Origin of the sequence: Thalassovita litoralis, from assembly GCF_900182725.1 — a bacterium.
Taxonomy (GTDB): domain Bacteria; phylum Pseudomonadota; class Alphaproteobacteria; order Rhodobacterales; family Rhodobacteraceae; genus Thalassobius; species Thalassobius litoralis.
Map to the genome: position 1 here is coordinate 22393 of NZ_FXTO01000027.1, position 22306 is coordinate 44698.

Genomic DNA, 22306 nt, shown 5'->3' on the forward strand with positions numbered 1-22306 from the left:
TTACACCCTTTCGATGTCGTGACGACCGAACAGCCCGTGCGGACGGATCATGACGGTAAGAATGAGCACGGCAGCGACGATAAGCTCACGGCTTCCGCCTCCGACAAGCGGATCGAGGAAATCAGCGCCAACGTTTTCGACGACGCCCAGGATGATGCCTGCGATCACGGCGCCAAGGATACTGTCGAGACCACCGAGAACGGCAACCGTCAGACCTTTGAGAAGCAACAGCGACAGCGCCTGATCGACACCCTGAATCTCGCCCCAGATAACGCCAGCGGCGACGGCAACAACGGATGCCAATGCCCAGGACAACCCAACGCCGCGCTCAACCGCGATACCGACCGACCACGAAGCCATGTAATCATCCGCGATCGCCCGCAACTTGATCCCGGTCCGGGTTCGGAAAAACAGCATGAATGCGACAAACAAGGCGAGCGCAACACCGGCACCAACCAGATGGATGCGGCTGATGAAGATGTCGCCCAGGAACAGCGGATCATAGCTGACGCCCAGTTCCATCGAACGCGACGTCCCGCCCCAGATCGCAAGCGTTGTACCCCGCAGGAAAATGTCGAGGCCGAGTGTCAGCATCAAGATCATGACAACCGGCCGACCTGCGAGACGGCGCAGGGCAACACGCTCAATGCCGAACCCAAGGCCTAACATTACAACCGCAGCCAGAGGGATGGCCAGCCACAAGGGTAAACCCACGTCGCGTGCCAGCGCCAGGACCACATAGGCCCCGACCATGGTCAACCCGCCCTGCGCCAGATTGGGCACCGAAGATGCCTTGTAAATCAGCACGAGGCCGATGGCGAATAGCGAGTACAGCAGACCCGTCAAGGCTCCGTTGATCGCAAGCTCTGATAGAAAGACCCAGTCCATTTATACCTCCCTGATGGGAAGGCTTCTTTCGACCTTCCCTACTTCCCCGGTCTCGTAAGTCACCTGCGCGCTTACATGGACCTCTTTTGAACCGTCGTAGAGCGCCGCGATCACGTCAGCATAGCGTTCCTGAACGACCTTCCTCCGCAGTTTTCGGGTTCGCGTGATTTCACCATCGTCCGGGTCGAATTCTTTCGGCAGACTGACAGAGCGTTGCAGGCGCAATGGTTCGGTGACGGCCTTGTTGACCCGTTGGAAGGCCTCGCGAAGCAACGTCGCGACCTCTTCACGCTGAGAAAGATCGGCATATGACACGTAAGGTACGCCGTTCACTTCGGCCCAGTGCCCCACGGCCTCGAAATCCACGCAGACCATCGCCGTCAGTTCCTTCAGCCCGGCGCCAATCACGGCCGCATCCTTGATATACGGGCTGAATTTCAACCGGTTCTCGATGTAGTTTGGAACGTAACGTTCACCGTCGGCGGTGTGCATGACCTCGGATACACGCCCCAGAACAACCAGGTGTCCGTCGTCCTCCAGATAGCCGGCATCACCTGTATGCAGCCACCCGCCGTCAAGGGCTTCGGCGGTCGCTTCGGGTTTGTTGAAGTACCCTTTAAACACGCTGTCCGAGCGCACCAGGATCTCACCGTCTTCGGCAATGCTGACCTCGACGCCAGGCGCGGGTTTGCCAACCGTATGAAGACGGACCTCGCCCGGAGCCTGAATCGCGTTGATCGCGCTGTTCTCGGTCTGGCCGTAGAGCTGACGCAACTTGATCCCCAGGGCGCGGTAGAACACAAAGGTGTCTTCCCCGATCGCTTCACCGCCGGTGAACGCATTCTTGAGGCGGCTCATCCCGAACTGGTCCTTGATCGGACCGAAAACAATCGCCTCGCCCAGAAGCCGGCCCAATGGCTCAAGAACACCGCCGCTTTTGCCATTCAGCTTGCGCGTTTCCGCCGCGATGGCCCGATCCATGAAAAAATGGTACAGCCACTTCTTTAAAGGGGTCGAATTTTCGATACCAACCTGGATTGTCGTCAGCATCTGGTCCCAGCTTCTTGGCGCCGCCAGATAGAATGTCGGAGCGATCTCGCGCATGTCGCGCACGACCGTTTCCTGGCGCTCAGGCACATTCACGGTGAAACGCCAAAGGAGTGCCGCGGCAACGGTTATGGCGTAGTCTCCCACCCAGGCCATCGGCAAGTACGCGAGGATCTCCTCATTTTCGTCGAAGGCACCCGCCGCATGTCCATTCCGAGCAGCAGCAAGAACGTTCTTCTGACTCAGTACGATGCCCTTCGGCGCGCCCGTCGTTCCGGAGGAGTGCAGAAAAATGGCCGGATCTTCCGGCTTCGCACGACTAAGCAGTTCCTCACGCAGGCCCGGGGTTTCGTTCAGATCGTGCTGACCAACTTCGATCAGGTGATCCCAGGACAACAGTCCTTCAACCTCGTAGAAGCCAAGACCGCGCGCTTCATCATAAATGATGTGGTCGATGCCCTCGGCGCCCGCGTCCTTCAGTTCCAGGATCTTGTCAACCTGTTCCTGATCTTCGGCGATGGCCGCGACGATTTCGACTTCGCCAAGAAAGTGCCGGAGTTCTTCGAGCGTCGCGCCGGGATAGGCAGGCATTGCATAGGCACCCAGCAACGAAATAGCCAGCATTCCGCCATACAGCCGCGCCCGGTTGTCGCCCAGGATAAGCACCGCCTTGCCCGGTGTTACGCCGATTTTCTCAAGCCCGGCCGCGCAGGCCAGCACCTCTTCGGCGTATTCCGCCCATGTGGTTTCCTTCCAGATCCCACGCTCTTTTTCGCGAAGCGCGATTTCCGAACCGTGTTTCGAGGCGTTCCGCGCCAGAATTGCGCCGATCGTGTCGCCGCCCGAAGACTGTTTCTTCGTCAAATCAGTCATGCGACCCTCCGATATATGCCTCGATGACCCGCGGGTCCTTCACAACCTCCTTGGGGATGCCACTGGCGATCATTTCACCATAATTCAGGGCCAGCATCCGATCACAAATGCCGGTGATGACATCCATATGGTGTTCGATCAGCAGAACGCTGACGCCGCGTTCGGCACGGGCATCCAGAATGAAACGGGACATATACCCTTTCTCTTCCTGGTTCATGCCGGCCATCGGTTCATCGAGAATCAGCATCTGTGGCTCGGCCACCAATGCCCGCGCCAGCTCGACCCGTTTTTTCAACCCGATCGGAAGGCCATCGACCAACTCATGCCGGATGCTCTCGAGTTGTAGAAACTCGATCACCTCTTCGACGATCTTGCGGTTTTCGATTTCTTCACGCTGTGCTGCCCACCAGTAAAGCGCGGTGCGCAGAACGCCCGGTTTCATGTGGATGTGCCGCCCCAGCAGGATGTTGTCCAGAACGCTCATCCCGTTGAACAAGGCAAGATTCTGGAACGTCCGGGCGACGCCGAGCTTGGCAACCTTGTGAGGTGCCGTACCCGTGATTTCCTTTCCTGCCAACCGGACAGTCCCCACATTCGGTGGGTAGAACCCGGTAATTGCGTTCGTCAGTGTTGTCTTGCCGCTGCCGTTCGGGCCGACAAGTCCAAAGATTTCCCCCTGCCGAATGACGAGGTCCACACCGGTGACAGCGACGATGCCGCCGAACCGTCGCTCGACCCCGCTGCACTCCAGTATCGCCCCATCATCGGCTCCGATTGCTGTTTTAATCTTAGTCGTCATCTAGATATCATTGTCCCCCTAAGGTTCACGGCCAACATCAGGTAATCCGGAAGTAGTCCGGCCGCCCCGTTGGCCATGGATCCCCCCACAATTGCTGCCCACCGTCGATGTTCAGAACTTCTCCGGTTACGAATTTCCCTGAATTCGCCGCCATATAGACAACCCCTTCAGCGACATCCCATTCGTCCCCGGCGTGCCGCATCGGGTTGGAGTCCTGAAAGGTCGCAGAACCCTCCGGAGGGTAGTTCCCGAAACCGTTGCTTTCGCAGCAACCCGGCGCCACGCAGTTCACTCGGATACCGTGCGGGGCCCACTCCACCGCAACCGACTTGGACAGGTAAACTACCCCTGCCCGGGCCGCACAGGTATGCGCGATGCCGGGCATGCCGCGCCAGATATCGGCCACGATGTTGACGATGGAGCCCGATTGCTTGTTGGCAACCCAGTGGCGCGCCGTGGATTGCATCATCCACCACGTGCCGTTCAGGTTGGTGTCTATGACCGCATTCCAGCCCTTTGGACTAAACTCCAACGCTGCTTGCGGAAACTGACCCCCAGCATTGTTCACCAATACGTCAATCGCCCCGAACTCCTGGTTCGTCTTGGCGACAAAATCCTCGACCTGCTCAGGCTCCCGGATGGTCATAGGCACAGCGAAAACTTCGCCCCCGAAACTTTCAAGGAACTCCTTGGCCAAAGCCAGTTTCTCTTCGTTGCGTCCATTGATCGCCAGATTGGCCCCGAGCCTTGCGAACAAGGTCGCAATTGCCAGCCCCAATCCGCCTCCGGCCCCGGTCACCACAACGACTTTGCCGGTGAATAAACCGCTTGCGTAAACGGTTGCACGTTTTGATAGGTCCTCCCTCGAAGACCCAAACTGCGTCTTATTCATGACGCCTCCTCCCATTCCCATTAGGGGCAGCTGCCAGTAATCTAACGGGTGTTAGAAAATTGGTCAAGACAACTTTTCCCACCAGCCCCGCCCGTTATCTCCGATCAGTAAGACTTTGGAAGTCCAAGGGCTTTTTCTGCTATGAACGACAGAAGCATCTGCGGTGTCACCGGTACGATGCGGAACAGCAGAGCTTCACGTACCAGTCGCTCCACGTGATATTCCTTAGCATATCCGAATCCGCCAAACGTAATTTGCGCGGCTTCGGTCGCCTCGACCGCGGCGTCGGCGGCCAAAAGCTTGGCGGCGTTCGCCTCGACGCCGCAGGGTTCTCCCGCATCGTAGAGGGCTGCAGCGTGCATCACCATGAGATTGGCAGATTCCACTCGCGCCCAGGCTTTGGCGAGTGGATGCTGAACACCCTGATTTTGGCCGATCGGGCGGTCAAAAATCACACGTTCGTTTGCATAATGCGCCGCTCGCGCCAGTGCGTTGCGCGCAATACCGATGCATTCACCGGCCACCAGGATGCGTTCGGGATTCAACCCGTGCAAAATTTGCCTAAAGCCTTTGCCCTCCTCCCCGATCAGGTCCTCAGCCGGAATCGGCAATCCATCGATGAAGACTTCGTTCGAATCGACAGCCTTTCGACCCATCTTTTCGATCTCTCGCACGTCAACGAAATTTCGGTCGAGATCTGTATAGAACAGGCTCAGCCCTTCGGTCGGGCTGCTCACATCCTCTAGCCGCGTTGTTCTGGCCAGAAGCAACATCTTGTCCGCTACCTGCGCGGTAGAAATCCAGACTTTTTGTCCGTGCACGACATATCTGTCCCCCTGCCGCACCGCCATGGTCTTCAGCTTTGTGGTGTCTAACCCGGTCGTCGGTTCGGTTACGGCGAAACAGGCCTTTTCATCGCCTGCTATTAGAGGGCCAAGCATACGCGCGCGCTGCTCATCGGTCCCAAACTTCACCACCGGGTTGAGCCCGAAAATGTTCATGTGGATGGCCGAGGCTCCGCTTGCGCCGGCCCCCGACTCGGCAATTGCCTGCATCATTATGGTCGCCTCGGTGATCCCCAGACCCGCGCCGCCGACAGCTTCTGGCATGGCGATACCTAGCCAGCCGCCATCGGCCATTGCCCTGTGCAGATCATGGGGAAAACCACCGTTGCGATCCCGATCCAGCCAATAGTCGTCGTCGAACCCTGCGCAAATCCGCAGAATCTGGTCGCGAATCTCTTGTTGGTCGGCGGTCAATCGAAATGTCATAGCGCGCGCCCTCCCTCCAATCTTACGAGCCCAGCCTCACATAGGGCAGCGATCCGCTCATCGTTAAAACCAAGATCACGCAGAATGCTTTGGCTGTCTGCGCTAGGCGGTCGTCCCAGCCAACGAAGCTGACCGGGCGTCGCGCTGAGATGAGGGACCGGACCAATGACCTGGGTCTGTTCGCCGTCGACCGACACGATGTCCCCACGATGGCGTATCTGCTCGTTCGTCATGATCTCTTCGACGCTCAACACACGCGAGGCAACCGCATCATGGCGGGCGAATACCGCTTCCACTTCCTTAGCCGTGTGCTGCGTGACGAAATCATTGATCGCGTCAAAGACCACCGTCATGTGCCGCGACATCTCGCCCAATGTCGCGAACCGCGGGTCATCGGCGAGGGCATCGCCTCCGACCGCCCGCAACAGGCGCTGCGCGGTTTCCGCGCTCCCTGCCGAAACGCTCAGCCACACCCCATCGGACGTTCGGAACATCCCCCCCGGAGCAAAGTCCATCGGCTGGCGCAGCCCATTGCGTCGCGGCGAGAGGTTCGCGCCAGTCAATGCGGGAACAGGATAATCCATCAACCGAAGCAGGGCCTCGAATACTGCAATATCGACGACCTGACCGCGTGCTATCCCCTTTTCGCGAGCAAATAGCGCGATCATGATTCCCAAAGCGCCCATTAGCCCTGTCGTGCTGTCAGCCGCCGGAAAGCCGGGGTGCATCGGCGGCCCGTCGGGAAAACCGGTCAGATGCGCTAATCCACTCATGGCCTCCGCAGCACGCCCAAACGCTGGCAGGTCGCGCATCGGACCGTCCTGTCCGTAACCTGAAACCCGCAAGACAACCAAGTCCGGGTTCCAATCGTGCAAGACGTCTGGCCCAACACCGGCACGTTCCAGCACACCCGGTCGGAAATTCTCGATCAGCACGTCGGCATCTTCGACCAACTTTCGCAGGATGTCCCGGCCCTCGTCGGACTTCCAGTCCAGACCTAGTGTTTTCTTGTTACGGCCCAAAGTCTTCCACCAGACGCCCACCCCATCCTCTGCCTTGGGTCCAAGGTCGCGCATCATATCCGTCCGGTTGGGGGCTTCGATCTTGATGACATCTGCACCAAAATCCGAGAGTAAAGCTGCCGCAAGTGGTCCGGCAATTACGTGACCAAGTTCTATAATCTTCAGTTGATCAAGGGGTCCAGACATCTGCACTTTCGACTTTGCTAATTTTCTAATGGTTGTTCGATTCCTAGCAAAGGCGAAGTCGGATCTCAAGATTCAAAGGTAATCACCTCCCCGAAAACGTAACCGCCCGGTTGTTACCATGGATCAGTTCATTGGCGTCCAGTTCCATGGAAGCGGTTCGTTGAGCGGGTTGGTCATGTGATTGTGGATGCGGTCGAGGATTTCGGCCAGCCAGGCTTGCCGATCGAGGCCGTTCATCTTGGCTGTCTCGACAAGAGACATCGCCCGGGACAGCGTTTCGCCACCGCTGTCGGAGCCTGCAAAAAGCCAGTTTTTTCGCCCGATGCTGATCGGGCGCATGACGCGCTCGGCGGTGTTGTCGTCGATGCCGACGCGGCCATCTCCAAGGAAGAGCTCGAATGACGGCCAGCAGCTGAGACCATAGCGGAAGGCCTTCGCGAGATCGCCCTTGCCGGGAATGCGTAGCAGTTGGGCCTCGGTCCATGCCTTGAAGGCCTAGACCATGGAGCGGGAGTGCGCCTGGCCTGCTGCCAGCCGCAGTTCCGCTGTATTTCGTGCCCTCACGAATTATGGCCAGCCGTGCGTTCTTTCAGGCCTGCGGGACGAAGCGCTCGTCTTTGGCGGCACCGAAGTGATCAGCCCCACCTGAGTGGTCCGGTTTGATTGTTAGTGCATGACCGGTCTCGGGTCCATCGGGACGATGGTTTCCGGGGCGGGAGGGCGATAGCCCAAGGCACTATGTGGTCGTTTGGTATTGTAGTGGTTCCTCCATTGTTCGATCAGGATTTCCGCTTCCCGAAGGTTGTAAAAGACTTCTCCGTTGAGCAGTTCATCGCGGAACCTGGCATTGAAGCTTTCGCAGTAGCCGTTTTCCCAAGGTGACCCGGGCGCGATGTAAGCGGTCTTGGCGCCGACGGCCCTGATCCAATCTTGAACGGCCTCAGCCACGAACTCCGGGCCGTTGTCAGACCGGATGTAATCCGGCACACCCCGCATGATGAACAGGTCGCTCAAGGCATCGATCACGTCACCCGAGTTCAGCTTGCGCTTCACCTTTATCGCCAGGCATTCCCGGCTGTGCTCGTCCAAGATGTTGAGCGTCCGGAAGACCTTTCCGTCCTCCGTCCGGCAGTGGACAAAGTCATAGCTCCAGACGTGGTTGCGATACTCAGGACGCAGCCGGACACAGGATCCGTCATTCAGCCAGAGCCGTCCCTTCTTCGGTTGCTTCATTGGCACTTTCAGCCCCTCTCGTCGCCATAGGCGCTCGACCCGCTTGTCGTTCACCTCCCAGCCCGCATCTCTCAGCAAAGCCGCGATCCGACGATAGCCGTAGCGGCCATACCGCCGCGCCAGCTCGATCATGTCCGCGACCAGACGCTCCTCATCGGCACGGCCTTGCGGCACCTTCCTCTGCGTGGATCGGTGCTGACCCAAGACACGGCAGGCGCGTCTCTCGGACAGATGGAACCGGGTGCGAACGTGATCAATGCAGGCACGGCGGCGAGCGGGGCTCAGAAGTTTCCCTTTGCCGCCTCCGCCAGGATCAGCTTGTCCAAAGTCAGATCCGAAACGGCTTTTCTCAACCGTTCATTCTCTTTCTGGAGGCGCTTCAGTTCCCTGAGTTGGTCGGTTCCCATACCGCCGTATTGCTTGCGCCAGCGATAATAGGTCTGCTCAGTAATGCGAACCTCGCGGATCGCATCCACCCGCGCCATGCCTTGCCCGACAAGCACTTCAACCTGCCGCAGCTTCGTGACAATCTCTTCCGGCTTGTGTCTCTTCGTAGCCATCTTGGCCCTCCGTTTTCCTTAACATAACGGTGGACCACTTCAGTGGGGGAGGACCAACCGCTCTTCTCCCTTTGTCTGAGTTGCATGACATGCTGGTCGCAGCTGTCGTCCCGTCCACAAAGGTCGCCGCCGATCTTTTCCCCCTAACCCGCCAAAGAACAGGGGTGGGCCATTCCTCACGGACCAAAAAGACCGGCGCCTGCCCCTCTCCGCTCACGCTTCGCCTTCGGTCTGGCCGGGCCTTGGCCAGCTGCCAGGTGACCATCATTGCTACACAAACAAGGAGAAGAGCTATGACCACGAGCTGCATCAAATTCACCAGCGCCGACATCGAAACCGCAAAGGGCGTCGGCTCCATCTCGACCCTGACCTTCGATCTCGACATCACGGTCGAACCCGTCGCGAGCACGAACCCTTTGGCCCCCGCGCACCGCGTCCTCGGCCGCTCCCCGCGCGGCAAGCTGGTTGAGTGCGGCGGCATCTGGAAGAAGCAGAACAAGGAGACCGGCGCCGACTACTTCACGCTGACCATCCGCGACCACGGCTTCAACGCCAACCTCGGCAAGGCCGCGAACCAGGACGATCTGTCCCTGCAGGCCGTCATCCCCTGGGGTCCCAAAGACGCAGCGTGAAGCATAGAATCGGCTGGGGCTACCCAGCCGATTCCCGCTGTTTATCTTCCCTCTGGTAAGACTTGCTTATGTTTTAGAGTACCCTGGTGGATACGCTTGGCCGAAGTAAATGATTGCAGATCGGATCCAAGTTCGTGCTGACACATACTGCTTCCTTGTCTTGGTTTTCCGGCTTGCACAGGCGCGTCTATGCCTCGAGTTGGTTCCGTTTTGACAGCCGTGCAAAGATAGAAAAGGCAATAAAAACAAATAATTGCGACGGGAGAGACGCGAAGTCTAGGTCAACTTCTGATCTGCTGATGTCGAAAAAGTTCCCATATATTGGGCGGCCATCTTCCGCGATCACTACAATTTGTCGGAACATCTATGCCGGCAGGTGTCTCGGTGGAGTTCGAGCCATCGGGTGAAAATCGTTGTTAAGACTCATTTTTCCGTGTAGATGACAGTTTAAAGAGCGAAATCGCCGAAAAAGCGATATTTAGAGGGCAGGCAGATGCGAGAACGGTCTTTTACGGCTGATACGAAGGATCAATCCTTCGACGAGATCATCCTACAGCAAGGAGAGTTGATTTCCGACCGCCTCAATATGTTGCGTCAGGAACAGTATCCTCCCGACGCTCAAAAAGGTCTACGTCAGTTTTCATTGGCCGAGGTTGCCTACTATCTCGGCGTGACGCAGTCGACCATTAAGAAGCTTCATCTCGAAGGCAAAGGTCCTGAACCTGAAACATCGTCGTCCGGGAGGCGCAGCTACTCGGCCGAGCAGATGCTGGAACTGAGAGCTTATCTCGACAAGCATGGCCGCCCCGGAAAACGCCGTTATGTCCCCTATCGGCAACCTGGCGAAGAACTGCACGTCGTGTCTGTCGTGAACTTCAAAGGGGGCTCGGGAAAGACCACTACCTCCGCTCACCTCGCGCAGCACTTGGCGTTGAAAGGGCATCGAGTTCTTGCGATCGACTTGGACCCTCAAGCGTCGTTCACAGCTTTGCACGGCATTCAGCCTGAACTCGACAACGTGCCTTCGCTCTACGAGACACTTCGGTATGATGACGAGCGCAAGCCGATCACAGAGGTGATCCGGCCAACAAATTTTCCCAACCTAGATATCGTTCCGGCAAGTCTCGAGCTTCAAGAGTACGAATACGATACCCCTGTTGCTTTGACGAGTAGCGATCCCCATGAGGGCCGTACCTTCTTCACTCGTATATCGAAGGCGCTTAGCGAGGTTGATGACCGCTATGACGTGGTTGTGATCGATTGCCCTCCTCAGCTGGGCTACCTCACACTCACTGCTCTCACGGCTTCTTCCTCGGTCATTGTGACGGTCCATCCTCAGATGCTGGACGTCATGTCGATGAGCCAATTTCTCCTGATGCTGGGCGGGATCATGAAGACGATCCGTGACGCTGGAGCGAACATGCGCCTGAAGTGGTTCCGTTACCTTGTAACGCGATTTGAACCAACGGACGGCCCCCAGAAGCAGATGGTTGGGTTCCTCCAGGCGATGTTTCCAAATCAGATGCTGTCGGCTCCTGTGCTAAAATCTACGGCGATCTCCGACGCTGGGATCACCAAACAGACGCTTTACGAAGTTGAGCGGTCTCAGTTCGTGCGGACTACTTACGACCGTGCAGTGACTTCGTTGAATGATGTGAACGACGAGATCGCCGAACTGATCCACAAGGCTTGGGGGCGTGAATGAATGAGGTTTTGACAGCCGTGCAGAGAGCCAGTTTTGACAGCCGTGCAACTGTCGAAATGCGCGCAGCGCGTAGGTTGGATTCTGACGAAAAGGAGATGGCTTGATGGCGCGCAAAGACCTCCTGAAGAGCGTCATGGCCGGCTCGCCGGAGCAGCCCAAGGATTCCGGTCGCTCTGGATACGCAATGCGCGGTGCTTCGAAATCGATGAAGGTTTCGATTGATAGCCTTGCGGAGAACTCGAAGCGTCTTCTTGAAGGCGAGACCATTGTCGAGATCGATCCGCAATTGATCGATGTGTCATTCGTCTCGGATCGGCTTAGTGATGACGATATTGCGTTCAACGAACTGAAAGCATCGATCGCGGCCGGTCGCCAGGACACACCGGTATTGCTTCGACCGCATCCAGAAGCAGATGGTCGCTACATGATCGTCTTCGGGCATCGCCGTGTGCGAGTTGCATCGGCGCTCGGCCGTAAGGTTCGCGCAGTTGTAAAGCCGATGGACGACGTGGCCCACATTCTTGCTCAAGGGCAGGAGAACACTGCGCGCGCAGATCTCTCATTTATTGAGAAGGCCCTATTTGCGAAGAGCCTTTTGGATATGGGGCAAGCAAAGGACGTGATCCAGTCCGCCCTGACCATTGACGGTACTTTGCTTTCGCGCATGCTTTCAGTGGCGCAGAACGTCCCGCGGAACGTCATCGAACAGATTGGCCCAGCCAAGCAGATCGGGCGTGATCGTTGGGAGGATTTCAAGAAGTTGGCCTCGGAGCCCAAGAATGAGAAGATCCTCAAAGGAGCTTTGGAGTTCGACGGTTTTCAGGGTCTCGATAGCGATGCACGCTTCGAGTTCCTGCACAGCAAGCTAGCAGAAGCGGGCAGGGCGCCGAAAAGCCGAAAAACGCGTGCCACGCCCAAGAAACGTACTTGGACCGCCGGCAAAGGCCGCATCAAAGGCGTCATCGGCCGATCCGGAAAGGCATTCAGCATTTCACTCACGGCGCAAGACTCGACCGAGTTCGGGGACTTTCTCTCGGGCCGGCTCGATCAGCTGTACAGTGAATTCCTCGCGACGAAAGAGGAGCAGTCAGAACAATGATCTAGGCAAAAGAAAAGCCCCCAAGCAGCGTGGCCTGAGAGCTAATCTGAAAAGTTTGGTCGCTTAGAAGATATCTCTCCCGCGAATCACTGTCAACAAGAACGCCACTTCGGCGAACGGCTTTCTTTTGCCTCCACATAACTGGAGGTGAGAAACAGGCATGGAACATACAGGTTGGCGCAAGCCGACACCGGGTCTTGGCATTGCAGAGCAACTTGCCCAAGCCGGTGAACAGGTAGCTGTACCCAAAACACGAGCCTTCGTGGCAGTGAAGCGGGTGGGGGCCTACATTGGCCTCAAGGCCGGAGACATGATGCTCCTCGACACGCTCGGAGCGTTTACCCAAGCCCAGGACTGGGAGGAGGGGCAGCGCCCGATCGTCTGGGCGTCAAACGCCTATCTGATGGAGCAGACCGGGTTCTCGCTGTCCGCGCTGAAACGCCATGCGCGACGGCTGGCCGAGATCGGCGTGATCTCCTTCCAGGACAGCCCAAACGGCAAGCGATGGGGCCGCAGGGACGCCGAGGGGCGCATCGTCGAGGCCTATGGCTTTGATTTGTCGCCGCTGTCGGCGCGAGTCGAGGAGTTCGAGGAGCTTCATACCGATTTGCAGGTCGAGCGCGAGCTCTGTCAGCGCCTGAAGCGCCAGATCACGGTTGCACGCCGTATGATCCGCGCGCGGATCGAGGCGGCCGTCAGCAGCGCGCTACGAGGGCCCTGGACTCAATTCACGGGTCTCTTCGAGGAGCTTCTGGACCGGCTTCCGCGCCGCCATGAAACCTCAGAACAGCTTGTGCGGCTGCTAACATGGTTCAAGGAGCTCCAGGAGCGTGTCGAGGCGGCCTATCTCAAGGCAACGGAGGGTGTCCAGCCTGTGGAAAACACGCCTGAAACCAAGGCACAAGTCTTCGAAAAGACTCAAAAAATGAACCCCAGGGAGGCCATTTCTGACCCTCATATACTAATTACAAACCAACTTGATCCTGTAACTCGTAATTCCTCTGAAAAAGAGGAAGCGGCGGCCGTGGTACCCAATGCTCACACCGAGGATCGGGTTGATAAGGAGCTGGAAGACTGGGTGGCCGAAGTGCGCAAGAAACGGACGGCGCTCGATCTTCCGACAATCATGCAGGCCTGTCCGGAATTCGCATCCTGGGCGCGCAATCTAGGTGGATTCCTGAAGGATTGGGGCGATCTGCATCGGGTTGCGGGGCAACTTAGGCCAATGATCGGGATCTCGGAGCATGCCTGGAACGCGGCGCAGGACAGAATGGGCACTCAAGTGGCAACGGCAGCATTTGCGCTTGTCTTCGAGAAACACAGCACAGGGGAGGTTTCCTCGCCGGGCGGATATCTGCGCGGCATGGTCGAGAAAGCCGGGGCAGGGGAGTTGCACCTCGAGCGCAGCTTCTATGGCAGGCTCAGCGGGCAGGCGGCGTGATAGGGCAGGGGGTCAGAGACCGGCGGCTTTGGTCAGGTTCACCCGGAACCGGTCGCGACGGCGCTGGTAGCGCCGGGTCATCTCGGCCGAGGCGTGTCCGAGCTGTTTCTGGACGTAGCGTTCATCAACTTCGGCTGAGCTGGCGAGGCCGGCGCGCAGCGAGTGTCCGGAGAACAGCGCTAGGCGCTCTTTCTCGGGTAGCTCGGATCGAATGCCTGCGTCCAGGACCGTGCGCTTGATCAGACGGGCGACGTGTTTGTCGTTCAGTCGCGTCTCCAGAGCCTTCTTACCATCACGGGAGGTGCCGACGAAGACCGGACCGAAGTCGATCTTTGCGAAGTGCAACCATCGCTCGAGCGCGTGGACGGGGCAGGTCTGGTCCGTTGACCCGCGGCCAATCTCAACCTCGCGCCAGCCGGTCTTGGCGTTCAGCGTCAGGACCGCTCCGTCCTCGAGGATCTCGACCCAGCCGCCGCTGTCGGGGGTGACATCTTTGCCGTGATCGAGGCTGACGATTTCGGAGCGTCTGAGACCCCCCGCGTATCCTAGGAGCAAGATGGCCCGGTCGCGCAGCCCGCGTAGATCGAAGCCCAAAGTAGCCACCATGGCGAGAATGTCTTCGGGCAGGATCGCTTCCTTCTGAACCGGGGGGCGGGCATGTTTGCGCTTGATCCCAGCCAGGACGGTGGCGATGTGGCGGTCTTTTCGATCCAAAGGGAACCCACGCTGCGCGTAGTTCCAGGCAAGTCCGGACAGGCGGCGGTCTATCGTACTGACGGAAAGAGCAGGGGAGGGGCCTGTCGGCGCGGCCAAGTCAGTCAGGTAGAGGCCGATCATTTCCGGTGATGGAGGCAGCGGGTCCGTTCCTTTCAGCCTGCACCAGCGCGCAAAATGCTTCCAGTCGGCGGCATAGGCCTTGTTGGTGTTCTCGGCGGTCGAGGCCTTGGCATAGTCGCGGGCGTTCTCAACCAAGCGATCGAGGGTGCCGGACCCGGCAACATGAGAGGGCAGGGCGATTGAGGCCCCGTCCAGAGTGACTTTCTCGTCTCGCTCGTTCCCGTTAGGCGCATCATGGGACGCCGAGCTCGAAGTCTCAGCCTCAGGCGTGTCAGATTTCTCGATTTTGGTGCTGCTATTTGTGAGACTATTCATGTATTCGAGCATATCATGATTACGTCCGATAATGCAAACTTATTGGACTTAGCGTGGAGCCGCAGGGTGGGGCGGTTTGCACATCATATTGTGGACGAAAGCGCCGCCACGGGATAGTCTTGTGGCATGACATACCAGCCCGCCAAGATCTCCAACGACCTGAGCACCCTACCGCAGCTGCCGGGCTGGGTCACCTCCGGACGTGCGGAAACCCTTGAAACTGTGGCCTTTCGATCGGGGGCGGCGCTGACGGTGCTCGATCAACTGATCAGCGATCCCAGGCATGGCGTGCCGCTGAAACTACTGGCCAACCGACTGGCGCTGAGTGCCGCAGTGGCGACCTCGAAACTGGAAGGACGGCTGGTGCGGGAAGTCGATATCCGCGATGCCTACCATCTGACGCCGCCGGGCGAGGCGCGCGGTCCCGATGGCGATCTGCTGGCCTTCTGGCGCGAGGCGGTGCGGCTTCGGCTGAATGGACCCGGCGAGATCGCAGACCTGATCGGGCCCGACCGCGCGGAGGATGTGGCCGGTTGGTTGGACGCCGGGCAAGATCGGGCCCGGACTCATGGGCCTCTGGCGGGATGCGTGGCCGTCCTGCGTGCCGTTTTGGAGACCGATGACCGAGGAGAGCGGGTCGCTTGCTTGCTGTCCGATGTCGTCCTGGCGCGGGCCCTGAACTGGAAGGTGGTGTTACCGGTTACGGCGCAGCGGCTGACGAAGGCCGCATTGCGCGACCTGACAGCAGAAGGGCAAAGGGCCGAGCTGGCAGTCCAGGCGCGGATCCTCGAGTCCATCGAGGCTGTGATCCGGCTGGCGCGGGATCTCGCCCGCCGCGCCGAGGCACTTCGCACCGTCGCGCCGAAGCTCCGGGCGAAGGGATCGGATGCCGCGGTCGAGCTGTTCCTGACCGAGGATGCGGTGTTGCCTGCGTGGATGCTGTCGCCGCGTATCCGCGGAACAACGATCCCCATGACCGATCGCGCCGCGCGGCGGTTCTGCGATCGATTGGTCGAACTGGGCGTGGCACGGGAGCTAACCGGACGGCCGACCTTCCGGCTCTATGGGATCGCGCCATGACGACCGCGACCCGGAAACGGAAACCGGTGGACGAGGGAGGCGCCGGCTTTGACCGGGAGCTCGATGATCTGCCGCAAGAGTTGCGCTGGCGCGAATGGATGGGGCGGGTCGAAGCGGTGCTGTTCGCCAGTGCCTCGCCGGTTGGCCGCGACGATCTCGCGCGCGTGGTGGGGCAGGGGGCCTCGGTCGAGATGCTGATCGAAGACATCCAGGCCGAGTTGACCGGCCGTCCCTACGAACTGGTTCAGGTCGCCGGCGGCTGGATGTTTCGCACCAGGACGCAGTTTGCAGATGCCATCAAGGCGGCTGCCGATATTGGCGACCAGACGCTCGCCTTCACCGAGATGGAGATGGGGGTGCTCTGCGCCATCGCCTATCATCAGCCGATCGACCGCGCCGGCTTGGCCGACATTTTCGGCAAGGAGGTCAGCCGCGATCTTCTGGCCCGGCTGCGGTACAAGGATCTAATCGCCAGCGGGCCGCGGTCGCCGCGTCCTGGGGCGCCGCATACTTTTGTCACAACCGAGACGTTTATGGTGACGTTCGATCTGCAGAGCCTGCGGGATCTGCCGGAATTGGAGCTGGTTCAACACCCAGCCTAATCGGCTTCGCTCAAGCAAACTGCCATGTCCTACATGTTGTAGTCTGCGCCTTACGAAACGCTGATTGAAGTGCTATCTCTGTCATATGGAAGGTACGGGTCATTGGCGTGAACAAGAAGATTACTGCCAGTCAGCGAATTGGCGAAATCGGGGAGAAGGCGGCAAATCTTCAATTCTTGCGAATTGGGTTCCAATTCGATGGGCGGTCACGTCTGGAAGCGGGTATCGACGGCATCGCTGAGGTGATGGACGATGATCAACCGACAGCGAAGATGATTGCCGTGCAGGTTAAGGCTACCGAGAGCGGCAGCTATTCTGGAGAGACTGATGCCGGGTTCTCCTATCGTGTCCGCGCTTCGGACTTTGATTATTGGCGCGGCTCCAACCTACCCGTAATTCTCGTTCTCTACAGGCAATCGGATGACACGTTCTTTTGGAAGTCGCTCGAAAACCTCGTTGGCGAGGCCGAACGCACATTGCAGTTCGACAAAGAGCGCGACGTCTTGGACGGACGTGCGAAGGATCGCCTCGCTGCCCTGACTGTCGCCAAGCAAGGACACGGCTACTATGTCCCGCCACTTGGGGGAGGGGAGGAAGCGATCATCAACATGGTGCCATTGCAGCTTCCTGAGGAAATCTTCGTCGCACAGACTCAGCTCTCCACCCAGAAGGCGCTCGCCCGGATGAACAAGGTCCGGGAAGACCAGCGGTACGATTGGATGATCGATGAAACCTCGCTTTGGACATTCTGCGACCCACTAACCACACCCGTTCGCGACTTGGTCGAACGGGATCAGGTCGAACGGATCGAAACCGACTTTCTGGCGCAACACGACGCCGTAGATCAGCAGCACAAATTTGCGGGCCTGTTGCGACATACTCTGGCGCATGACTTTCGGGACTTGCTTGGGTGGGACCGAAAGAAAAAACAGTTCTACTTCTTGCCAACACCTGGAAGCGTCGCGCGCAAGTTCCGCTATCTTGGCGCGAAGCAGAAGACGCAGGCCGACGTTGTCAGCGTCTATCAGAAGTCAAAGGGGGAGGGGCCCGTCGACTATGTACGGCACCATTCATTCCACCCTCGGTTCGAGCGCTTGGCGGATAAATGGTACCTGATCGTCAACCCATCCTACTACTTCACTTCAGATGGAGAACGCGCGCTCAACTATCCGGATGCCTTGTTGTCCGGCAAGAAACGCCTCGACACGAACAGCACAGTTCGAGGCCAGGTGATCATGTGGCATCGATTGCTATCGGGTATGGATTTTGAAGATGCCGGCGAACTGCTGACGCCCGACACCAAGACGGATCGCATCATCAAGTTCGGTCTTCCGCCTTCCGTCGAACTGCCAAAGAGCGTGCCCGAGGATGTGTGGGGCGCGAAGGCGCAGAAGTCGAAGAAGCCACCCCACTCCGATGAACAAGGCAGCTTCGACCTATGAGCGACTTCAAGACCAAAATCTTCCCGGAGCCCGAACTGGAGTTTGGCGACCAACACCATCATCCTGATCCGCGATTAGGGTTGCTACAGGCGGGCCCACTGCAAACGAACCTGGGGGACACCATCAAAGTCGGCGTTGTTGGCAGCGCTCTTACCGTCGAAAAATCAGGCGAATTTCTGGATGCGATCAAAGATGGGTTCGAGGGGAAGACCGAAAAGCACCCGAACCTGCACCCGGACTTTCCCGGGTTGAGAAATCAGAACCCCTATCGGTGCCGGTTCGAAATGGTGGCTGCCGACGTCGGTCTGCTGACGAAAGGTCAGATCGAGAAGATTGCCAAGGAACCGAGCGATGCGCGTGCTGTGGAGATGGCGGTCGATGCAGTTATGGAGCAACTGGAAAAGCTTGAGGCGCATCATGAACGGCCAGACGTGGTCATGGTTTCGCTCCCTGTCAAGCTGATCGAACGAGTCTGGAGAAACGAGCAGGCGCGCGATGACGAGGTCGTAGAGGACAAAGCGGCCGAGGCGAAAGCTGGTAAGGAAACCTCTCCGAACTTCCGCGGTTTGCTCAAGGCCAGAGCGATGAATCTCAGATTCTCAATTCAGATTGTCTGGGAGGATGTCATCAACCCCGATGCCAAGATCCCTCGCAAGATCAAGGAGAACTCTGACCGCCAAACCCAAGATCGAGCTGATCTCGCATGGAACCTTATGACAACGCTCTACTACAAGGGCAGCGGCAAGGTGCCCTGGCGCAGATTGCCGGAAGAAGGCGAGTTCACCGCCTGTTACATTGGCATCAGCTTCTTCAAGGATGCCGAAACCGACGAGATATGGACCAGTGCTGCGCAAATGTTCGACGAGCGGGGCAGAGGGTTCATTCTTAGAGGCGGTCCTGCGCAGTCAGAGTCGCGGGGTCGCCACCCGTTCCTCACTATCGATGAGGCTCACAAGCTCACCGAGAGTGCCTTGGCCGCCTACAAGTCGGTCCATAGAACGATGCCGGCACGCGTGATCGTCATGAAGACGTCGCGCTTTCGCGAGGACGAGGCCGAGGGTGTTGGTAAGGCGCTCGACGAGGCAGGTGTGGAACTGCGCGATCTCGTTTGGATTCATGAGAGCTATTCAGTCAAGGTGCTGCGCGACGGCGACTTCCCTGTCCTCCGCGGCACCTTCGTTGAACTGGACGGCAATGGGCTGCTCTATACCAACGGCAGCATTCCCTACTATGGGACCTATCCTGGCCTCTATGTCCCGAATCCCCTGTTGCTCTGTCCGCACCCGCAAAGCGAGAGCACGATCGAACAGATTGCGAAGGAAGTTTTCAGCCTCACGAAGGTGAACTGGAACTCGACCCAGATGAACCAACGCTTGCCGATTCCGATCCGAGCAGCGCGTAAGGTCGGTGACGTGTTGAAATACGTTCCCTCGGGGCAAAAGGTCAGCAGTGACTATCGGAAGTACATTTAGAAGTTGCACACCGAGCACGCCGTCGGCTCCATGGATGCTGTTAAGAGCATCTGATCGTCGTTCCTCGAAGCTCCCGAGTTTCCAGCGGATCTTTTTTCGGCAAGTGACTTCTCTGGCGTTTGATATATAAAAGCACATCATGCGCATGCCTTGATGTAGAACTCCACATCAATCTTGAAGTCTCCTTCAGTGAGTGATATGTTTATGCATATCATAAATGGTAGAGGAAGCAGCAAGATAGATCATGGGTTACGCAACGGAGCACATTGCAGAGTCGCTCAAAGCCGCGCGGGAACGCAAGGGGCTCTCTCAGCGCGCGCTTAGTGCGAAGGCGGGGGTTCCACAGAGCCACATCTCCAAGATCGAGAACGGGGCGGTCGATCTGCGTCTGTCCAGCCTGGTCGAGCTTGCACGTGTACTTGATCTGGAATTGACTCTGGTCCCGCGCAAGAAGCTGCCTGCCGTTCGGGCGATCATTCGCGGTGATGATGATGGTCACCGTGACGTTCAGAGCGCGCGTAAGGCAACGAACCTATTGCAGCGCCTTGATGACCAGATAGCAGCGCTTCCCAGTGAAACGCTCTCTGAGATTGTCGTTCAGGAGTTGCAGCGCCGGGCGCGCGAATTGATGCACTTCAAGCTTTCAGCCGATGATCTTGTTCAGTTGCAAGAAGCCTCTGCTGCCATGCAGGAGTTCCTGAGCGATCCGCGCAACTTGGAAGCGGTCGAGCAGGCGCAGAGCCAGTTGCGCATGTTGCGCAACGCACTCGCCCATGGCGCGGGTGTATCTGCACCATCCTTGCCGCGTCCGGCCTATCGTCTGGACGGTGACGATCGTGGCTGATGTCAGTGTCCTTGAAGTCCTGCTCTACGGAGAGCCGATAGGTACGTTGACGCGGGTCAGCGGTGATACCTCGCTCTTTGCTTTCTCTGAAGGCTATGTCGCCGATGCGGGCAGGCCGGTTCTGAGCCTCGGTTTCAAGAATGAGCTTGGGGAACTGACCACTGATTTCGGTACGCAGAACATGCACCTGCTGCCCTTCTTCTCAAATCTTCTGCCCGAAGGTCACATGCGGGACTATCTCGCCGAGCGCGCGGGCGTGAAGCCCGTCCGTGAATTTTTCCTGCTCTGGGTTCTCGGCGAGGACCTTCCCGGTGCGGTCACTGTTCGGCCCGCCGATGGTGAGGCGTGGCCCCCCGACGCTGATGATGGTGAAGATCATCACGATGATCATCGAGATCAGGCGCTGAGGTTCTCGCTGGCAGGCGTTCAGTTGAAGTTCTCGGCTTTGGGAGACAAACAAGGCGGTCTTGCGATTCCGGCCAAGGGGGTCGGCGGCTCCTGGATCGTCAAGTTGCCAGCGCAAGGCTTCGATGCTGTCCCCGAGAATGAATTCTCGATGATGACGCTCGCGCGTCTCTGCGGCATGGATGTTCCGCCGATAAGGCTGATCGATGTTGCCGACATCGGCAACCTGCCCGAGGGCATGGATAAGGTCAGCGGTCAGGCGCTGGCGGTCGAAAGATTTGACCGTCTGAGTGATGGCAGCGCTGTTCACATTGAAGACTTCGCGCAGGTCTTTCGCGTTTATCCCAAGGACAAGTACGAGAAGGCAAGCCAGCGCAACATCGCACAGGTACTGGCCGCTGAATGCGGAGAGGCCGACATCGCCGAGTTTATCCGGCGGCTGACTTTCAATGTGCTGATCGGCAATGCCGACATGCACCTCAAGAACTGGTCGCTGATCTATCCGGATCGTAGGCAGGCAGCGCTCGCGCCGTGTTACGATTTTGTTTCGACCATTGCCTACATAGACGACGACAAGGCGGCGCTCACCTTTAGCCGCACCAAGAAGTTCTCTGGGTTCTCGAAGGACGAGCTGTCGCACCTGGCTGCAAACGCCGGTCTATCCGAGAAGCTGGTTCTGGGAACCGCACGCGAGACTGTCGCGCGCTTCCATGAGCACTGGCAGGCCGAAAAGGGAAACCTGCCGCTGACCGCGGATGCGATCAAGGCGATTGAAGCCCATTTGCACACAGTGCCGATAGCGTAGGGGATTGGCAGAATGGCAGAGAGTTTTTCGAACCGGCACGGCTACCGCAGCGCAGCCGCGGAGATAACCGTTCACGAGGACGCGCCCGAAAACCTGCGCTATGCGATCCCGCTGATTGGGCAGGACATCGGCATGAGCCCGTCCGCCATGCGCCGGATCATCTGTCAGGTGTTGCTCGTCCCGCCTGACCGAAACAACTGGTCGGAGCACCCTAACATCTAAGAAGAGGTCGTCGGGCTTGTTGCCGACTGTCCTTGGTACAAGGTCTATGACATTGCTGAAGCGTTCCATAAGGCACTCGCGCAAGGGTTCAACGACAATGCAAGCAGGTTCGATGACCGGCTGAACCAGTTCATTGTCGAAAATGGCATCGGCTGGCATATGTACGACGGCCAGATAGTCTATCGCGGTTCCGAAGTATTTACCGGCGCGACACAGGAGGCGGTCGAAATCGTCGAACAAACCGGGCGCAGTGCCGCCGCACGCGAGATCCACGAAGCGCTGCGCCGTATTTCTCGGCGGCCGGAACCGGATGTGACCGGGGCAATCCAGCATGCCTGCGCCGCGATGGAAGCGACCGCGCGGGATCTGGCCGGCGATTCCAAAGCAACATTCGGCCAGCTTGTAAAGCGATTGGACCTTCCAAAACCTCTTGATACCGCAGCCGAGAAACTGTGGGGCTATGCGTCCAATAATGCTCGTCACGGGTTGGAAGGACAGCAGGTTGATACGCCAGAGGCCGAGCTGGTTGTCAGTGTAGCTGTCACTGTACCCTCATTAATCAGAATTGCCTTTAAAATTATCGTTTGTTTTCAGCGGCACGATGTACCCTTAATTTTCATATTGTACCGTTAAT

The 22306-nt window shown here is 58.2% G+C and carries 19 protein-coding genes and 2 pseudogenes; 12 read left to right on the forward strand and 9 right to left on the reverse strand.

Annotated elements, in window-relative coordinates; genetic code table 11:
• The 8 genes and pseudogenes from FN828_RS15740 to FN828_RS15775 form a co-directional block, all read right to left on the reverse strand.
• Positions 1 to 888, reverse strand: coding sequence for a branched-chain amino acid ABC transporter permease (locus FN828_RS15740; protein ID WP_142494382.1), 888 nt, complete (start codon positions 886 to 888; stop codon positions 1 to 3).
• Complete coding sequence (locus FN828_RS15745) at positions 889 to 2808, reverse strand: AMP-dependent synthetase/ligase (RefSeq protein ID WP_142494383.1); 1920 nt, start codon at positions 2806 to 2808, stop codon at positions 889 to 891.
• Positions 2801 to 3607: an ABC transporter ATP-binding protein gene (locus FN828_RS15750; protein ID WP_036538081.1), complete on the reverse strand. Its 807-nt coding sequence runs from the start codon at positions 3605 to 3607 to the stop codon at positions 2801 to 2803. Before FN828_RS15750 ends, FN828_RS15745 begins: the two co-directional genes overlap by 8 nt.
• A 37-nt stretch (positions 3608 to 3644) precedes the next feature.
• Complete coding sequence (locus tag FN828_RS15755; protein WP_028284935.1) at positions 3645 to 4499, reverse strand: SDR family oxidoreductase; 855 nt, start codon at positions 4497 to 4499, stop codon at positions 3645 to 3647.
• 104 nt (positions 4500 to 4603) lie between these two features.
• Complete coding sequence (locus FN828_RS15760) at positions 4604 to 5770, reverse strand: acyl-CoA dehydrogenase family protein (protein WP_185959053.1); 1167 nt, start codon at positions 5768 to 5770, stop codon at positions 4604 to 4606.
• Entirely contained in the window at positions 5767 to 6978 is a 1212-nt protein-coding gene (locus tag FN828_RS15765; protein WP_142494384.1) for a CaiB/BaiF CoA transferase family protein, read from the reverse strand. The genes FN828_RS15760 and FN828_RS15765 overlap by 4 nt, the downstream gene beginning before the upstream one ends.
• 123 nt (positions 6979 to 7101) lie before the next feature.
• A pseudogene (locus tag FN828_RS20895) lies at positions 7102 to 7524 on the reverse strand (IS66 family transposase); the annotation flags it as partial.
• A gap of 120 nt (positions 7525 to 7644) precedes the next feature.
• Positions 7645 to 8771, reverse strand: a protein-coding gene (locus FN828_RS15775; protein ID WP_142494385.1) for an IS3 family transposase whose coding sequence is annotated in 2 segments (ribosomal slippage) — positions 7645 to 8507 and positions 8507 to 8771 — 1128 coding nt in all. Because the reading frame shifts where the segments join, the coding sequence is not laid out codon by codon here.
• 293 nt (positions 8772 to 9064) lie between these two features.
• Between FN828_RS15775 and FN828_RS15785 the strand changes: the two genes are divergently transcribed.
• The 4 genes from FN828_RS15785 to repC all read left to right on the forward strand — a co-directional run bounded on the left by FN828_RS15785 (position 9065) and on the right by repC (position 13648).
• Positions 9065 to 9403: a DUF736 domain-containing protein gene (locus FN828_RS15785; RefSeq protein WP_142494386.1), complete on the forward strand. Its 339-nt coding sequence runs from the start codon at positions 9065 to 9067 to the stop codon at positions 9401 to 9403.
• A 493-nt stretch (positions 9404 to 9896) separates the two neighbouring features.
• Complete coding sequence (repA, locus tag FN828_RS15790; RefSeq protein ID WP_142494387.1) at positions 9897 to 11108, forward strand: plasmid partitioning protein RepA; 1212 nt, start codon at positions 9897 to 9899, stop codon at positions 11106 to 11108.
• A 103-nt stretch (positions 11109 to 11211) separates the two neighbouring features.
• Positions 11212 to 12207, forward strand: a complete 996-nt coding sequence (repB, locus tag FN828_RS15795; protein WP_043755191.1) for a plasmid partitioning protein RepB — start codon at positions 11212 to 11214, stop codon at positions 12205 to 12207.
• A gap of 160 nt (positions 12208 to 12367) precedes the next feature.
• Positions 12368 to 13648, forward strand: coding sequence for a plasmid replication protein RepC (gene repC / locus FN828_RS15800; RefSeq protein ID WP_142494388.1), 1281 nt, complete (start codon positions 12368 to 12370; stop codon positions 13646 to 13648).
• Positions 13649 to 13660: 12 nt separating this feature from the next.
• On the opposite strand, the gene FN828_RS15805 is transcribed toward repC, so the two are convergent.
• Entirely contained in the window at positions 13661 to 14812 is a 1152-nt protein-coding gene (locus tag FN828_RS15805) for a tyrosine-type recombinase/integrase (protein ID WP_235891504.1), read from the reverse strand.
• Positions 14813 to 14926: 114 nt separating this feature from the next.
• Between FN828_RS15805 and FN828_RS15810 the strand changes: the two genes are divergently transcribed.
• From FN828_RS15810 to FN828_RS20770, 8 genes and pseudogenes are all read left to right on the forward strand, one after another.
• Positions 14927 to 15880 (forward strand): DUF1403 family protein, encoded by a 954-nt coding sequence (locus tag FN828_RS15810; RefSeq protein WP_142494389.1) that lies wholly within the window; start codon positions 14927 to 14929, stop codon positions 15878 to 15880.
• Positions 15877 to 16482: an SMC-Scp complex subunit ScpB gene (scpB, locus tag FN828_RS15815; RefSeq protein WP_142494390.1), complete on the forward strand. Its 606-nt coding sequence runs from the start codon at positions 15877 to 15879 to the stop codon at positions 16480 to 16482. Before FN828_RS15810 ends, scpB begins: the two co-directional genes overlap by 4 nt.
• A 107-nt stretch (positions 16483 to 16589) precedes the next feature.
• A complete protein-coding gene (locus FN828_RS15820) occupies positions 16590 to 17924 on the forward strand; it encodes a DUF4365 domain-containing protein (RefSeq protein ID WP_142494391.1) in 1335 nt (444 codons plus the stop codon).
• Positions 17921 to 19396 (forward strand): argonaute/piwi family protein, encoded by a 1476-nt coding sequence (locus tag FN828_RS15825; RefSeq protein WP_142494392.1) that lies wholly within the window; start codon positions 17921 to 17923, stop codon positions 19394 to 19396. The genes FN828_RS15820 and FN828_RS15825 overlap by 4 nt, the downstream gene beginning before the upstream one ends.
• A 244-nt stretch (positions 19397 to 19640) precedes the next feature.
• Positions 19641 to 20240 carry a helix-turn-helix domain-containing protein gene (locus tag FN828_RS15830; protein ID WP_142494393.1) on the forward strand — a complete coding sequence of 200 codons (600 nt, stop codon included), beginning with the start codon at positions 19641 to 19643 and terminating at the stop codon, positions 20238 to 20240.
• Positions 20233 to 21450 (forward strand): type II toxin-antitoxin system HipA family toxin, encoded by a 1218-nt coding sequence (locus tag FN828_RS15835; RefSeq protein ID WP_027246249.1) that lies wholly within the window; start codon positions 20233 to 20235, stop codon positions 21448 to 21450. The genes FN828_RS15830 and FN828_RS15835 overlap by 8 nt, the downstream gene beginning before the upstream one ends.
• A 12-nt stretch (positions 21451 to 21462) precedes the next feature.
• The gene (locus FN828_RS20765; RefSeq protein ID WP_218394084.1) at positions 21463 to 21672 is read left to right on the forward strand and encodes a hypothetical protein; all 210 of its coding nucleotides are present in this window, start codon (positions 21463 to 21465) and stop codon (positions 21670 to 21672) included.
• A 24-nt stretch (positions 21673 to 21696) separates the two neighbouring features.
• Positions 21697 to 22305: pseudogene (locus tag FN828_RS20770) on the forward strand (AbiJ-NTD4 domain-containing protein); the annotation flags it as partial.
• Position 22306: the final 1 nt, after the last annotated feature.

Bases quoted from the DNA above. Each gene is read 5' to 3' on its own strand.
- FN828_RS15745 (WP_142494383.1), bottom strand. From the start codon at position 2,808: ATGACTGATTTGACGAAGAAACAGTCTTCGGGCGGCGACACGATCGGC.
- FN828_RS15830 (WP_142494393.1), top strand. From the start codon at position 19,641: ATGGGTTACGCAACGGAGCACATTGCAGAGTCGCTCAAAGCCGCGCGG.
- FN828_RS15785 (WP_142494386.1), top strand. From the start codon at position 9,065: ATGACCACGAGCTGCATCAAATTCACCAGCGCCGACATCGAAACCGCA.
- FN828_RS15755 (WP_028284935.1), bottom strand. From the start codon at position 4,499: ATGAATAAGACGCAGTTTGGGTCTTCGAGGGAGGACCTATCAAAACGT.
- repB (WP_043755191.1), top strand. From the start codon at position 11,212: ATGGCGCGCAAAGACCTCCTGAAGAGCGTCATGGCCGGCTCGCCGGAG.
- FN828_RS15760 (WP_185959053.1), bottom strand. From the start codon at position 5,770: ATGACATTTCGATTGACCGCCGACCAACAAGAGATTCGCGACCAGATT.
- FN828_RS15805 (WP_235891504.1), bottom strand. From the start codon at position 14,812: ATGCTCGAATACATGAATAGTCTCACAAATAGCAGCACCAAAATCGAG.
- FN828_RS15765 (WP_142494384.1), bottom strand. From the start codon at position 6,978: ATGTCTGGACCCCTTGATCAACTGAAGATTATAGAACTTGGTCACGTA.
- repC (WP_142494388.1), top strand. From the start codon at position 12,368: ATGGAACATACAGGTTGGCGCAAGCCGACACCGGGTCTTGGCATTGCA.
- FN828_RS15740 (WP_142494382.1), bottom strand. From the start codon at position 888: ATGGACTGGGTCTTTCTATCAGAGCTTGCGATCAACGGAGCCTTGACG.
- repA (WP_142494387.1), top strand. From the start codon at position 9,897: ATGCGAGAACGGTCTTTTACGGCTGATACGAAGGATCAATCCTTCGAC.
- FN828_RS15825 (WP_142494392.1), top strand. From the start codon at position 17,921: ATGAGCGACTTCAAGACCAAAATCTTCCCGGAGCCCGAACTGGAGTTT.
- scpB (WP_142494390.1), top strand. From the start codon at position 15,877: ATGACGACCGCGACCCGGAAACGGAAACCGGTGGACGAGGGAGGCGCC.
- FN828_RS15750 (WP_036538081.1), bottom strand. From the start codon at position 3,607: ATGACGACTAAGATTAAAACAGCAATCGGAGCCGATGATGGGGCGATA.
- FN828_RS20765 (WP_218394084.1), top strand. From the start codon at position 21,463: ATGGCAGAGAGTTTTTCGAACCGGCACGGCTACCGCAGCGCAGCCGCG.
- FN828_RS15810 (WP_142494389.1), top strand. From the start codon at position 14,927: ATGACATACCAGCCCGCCAAGATCTCCAACGACCTGAGCACCCTACCG.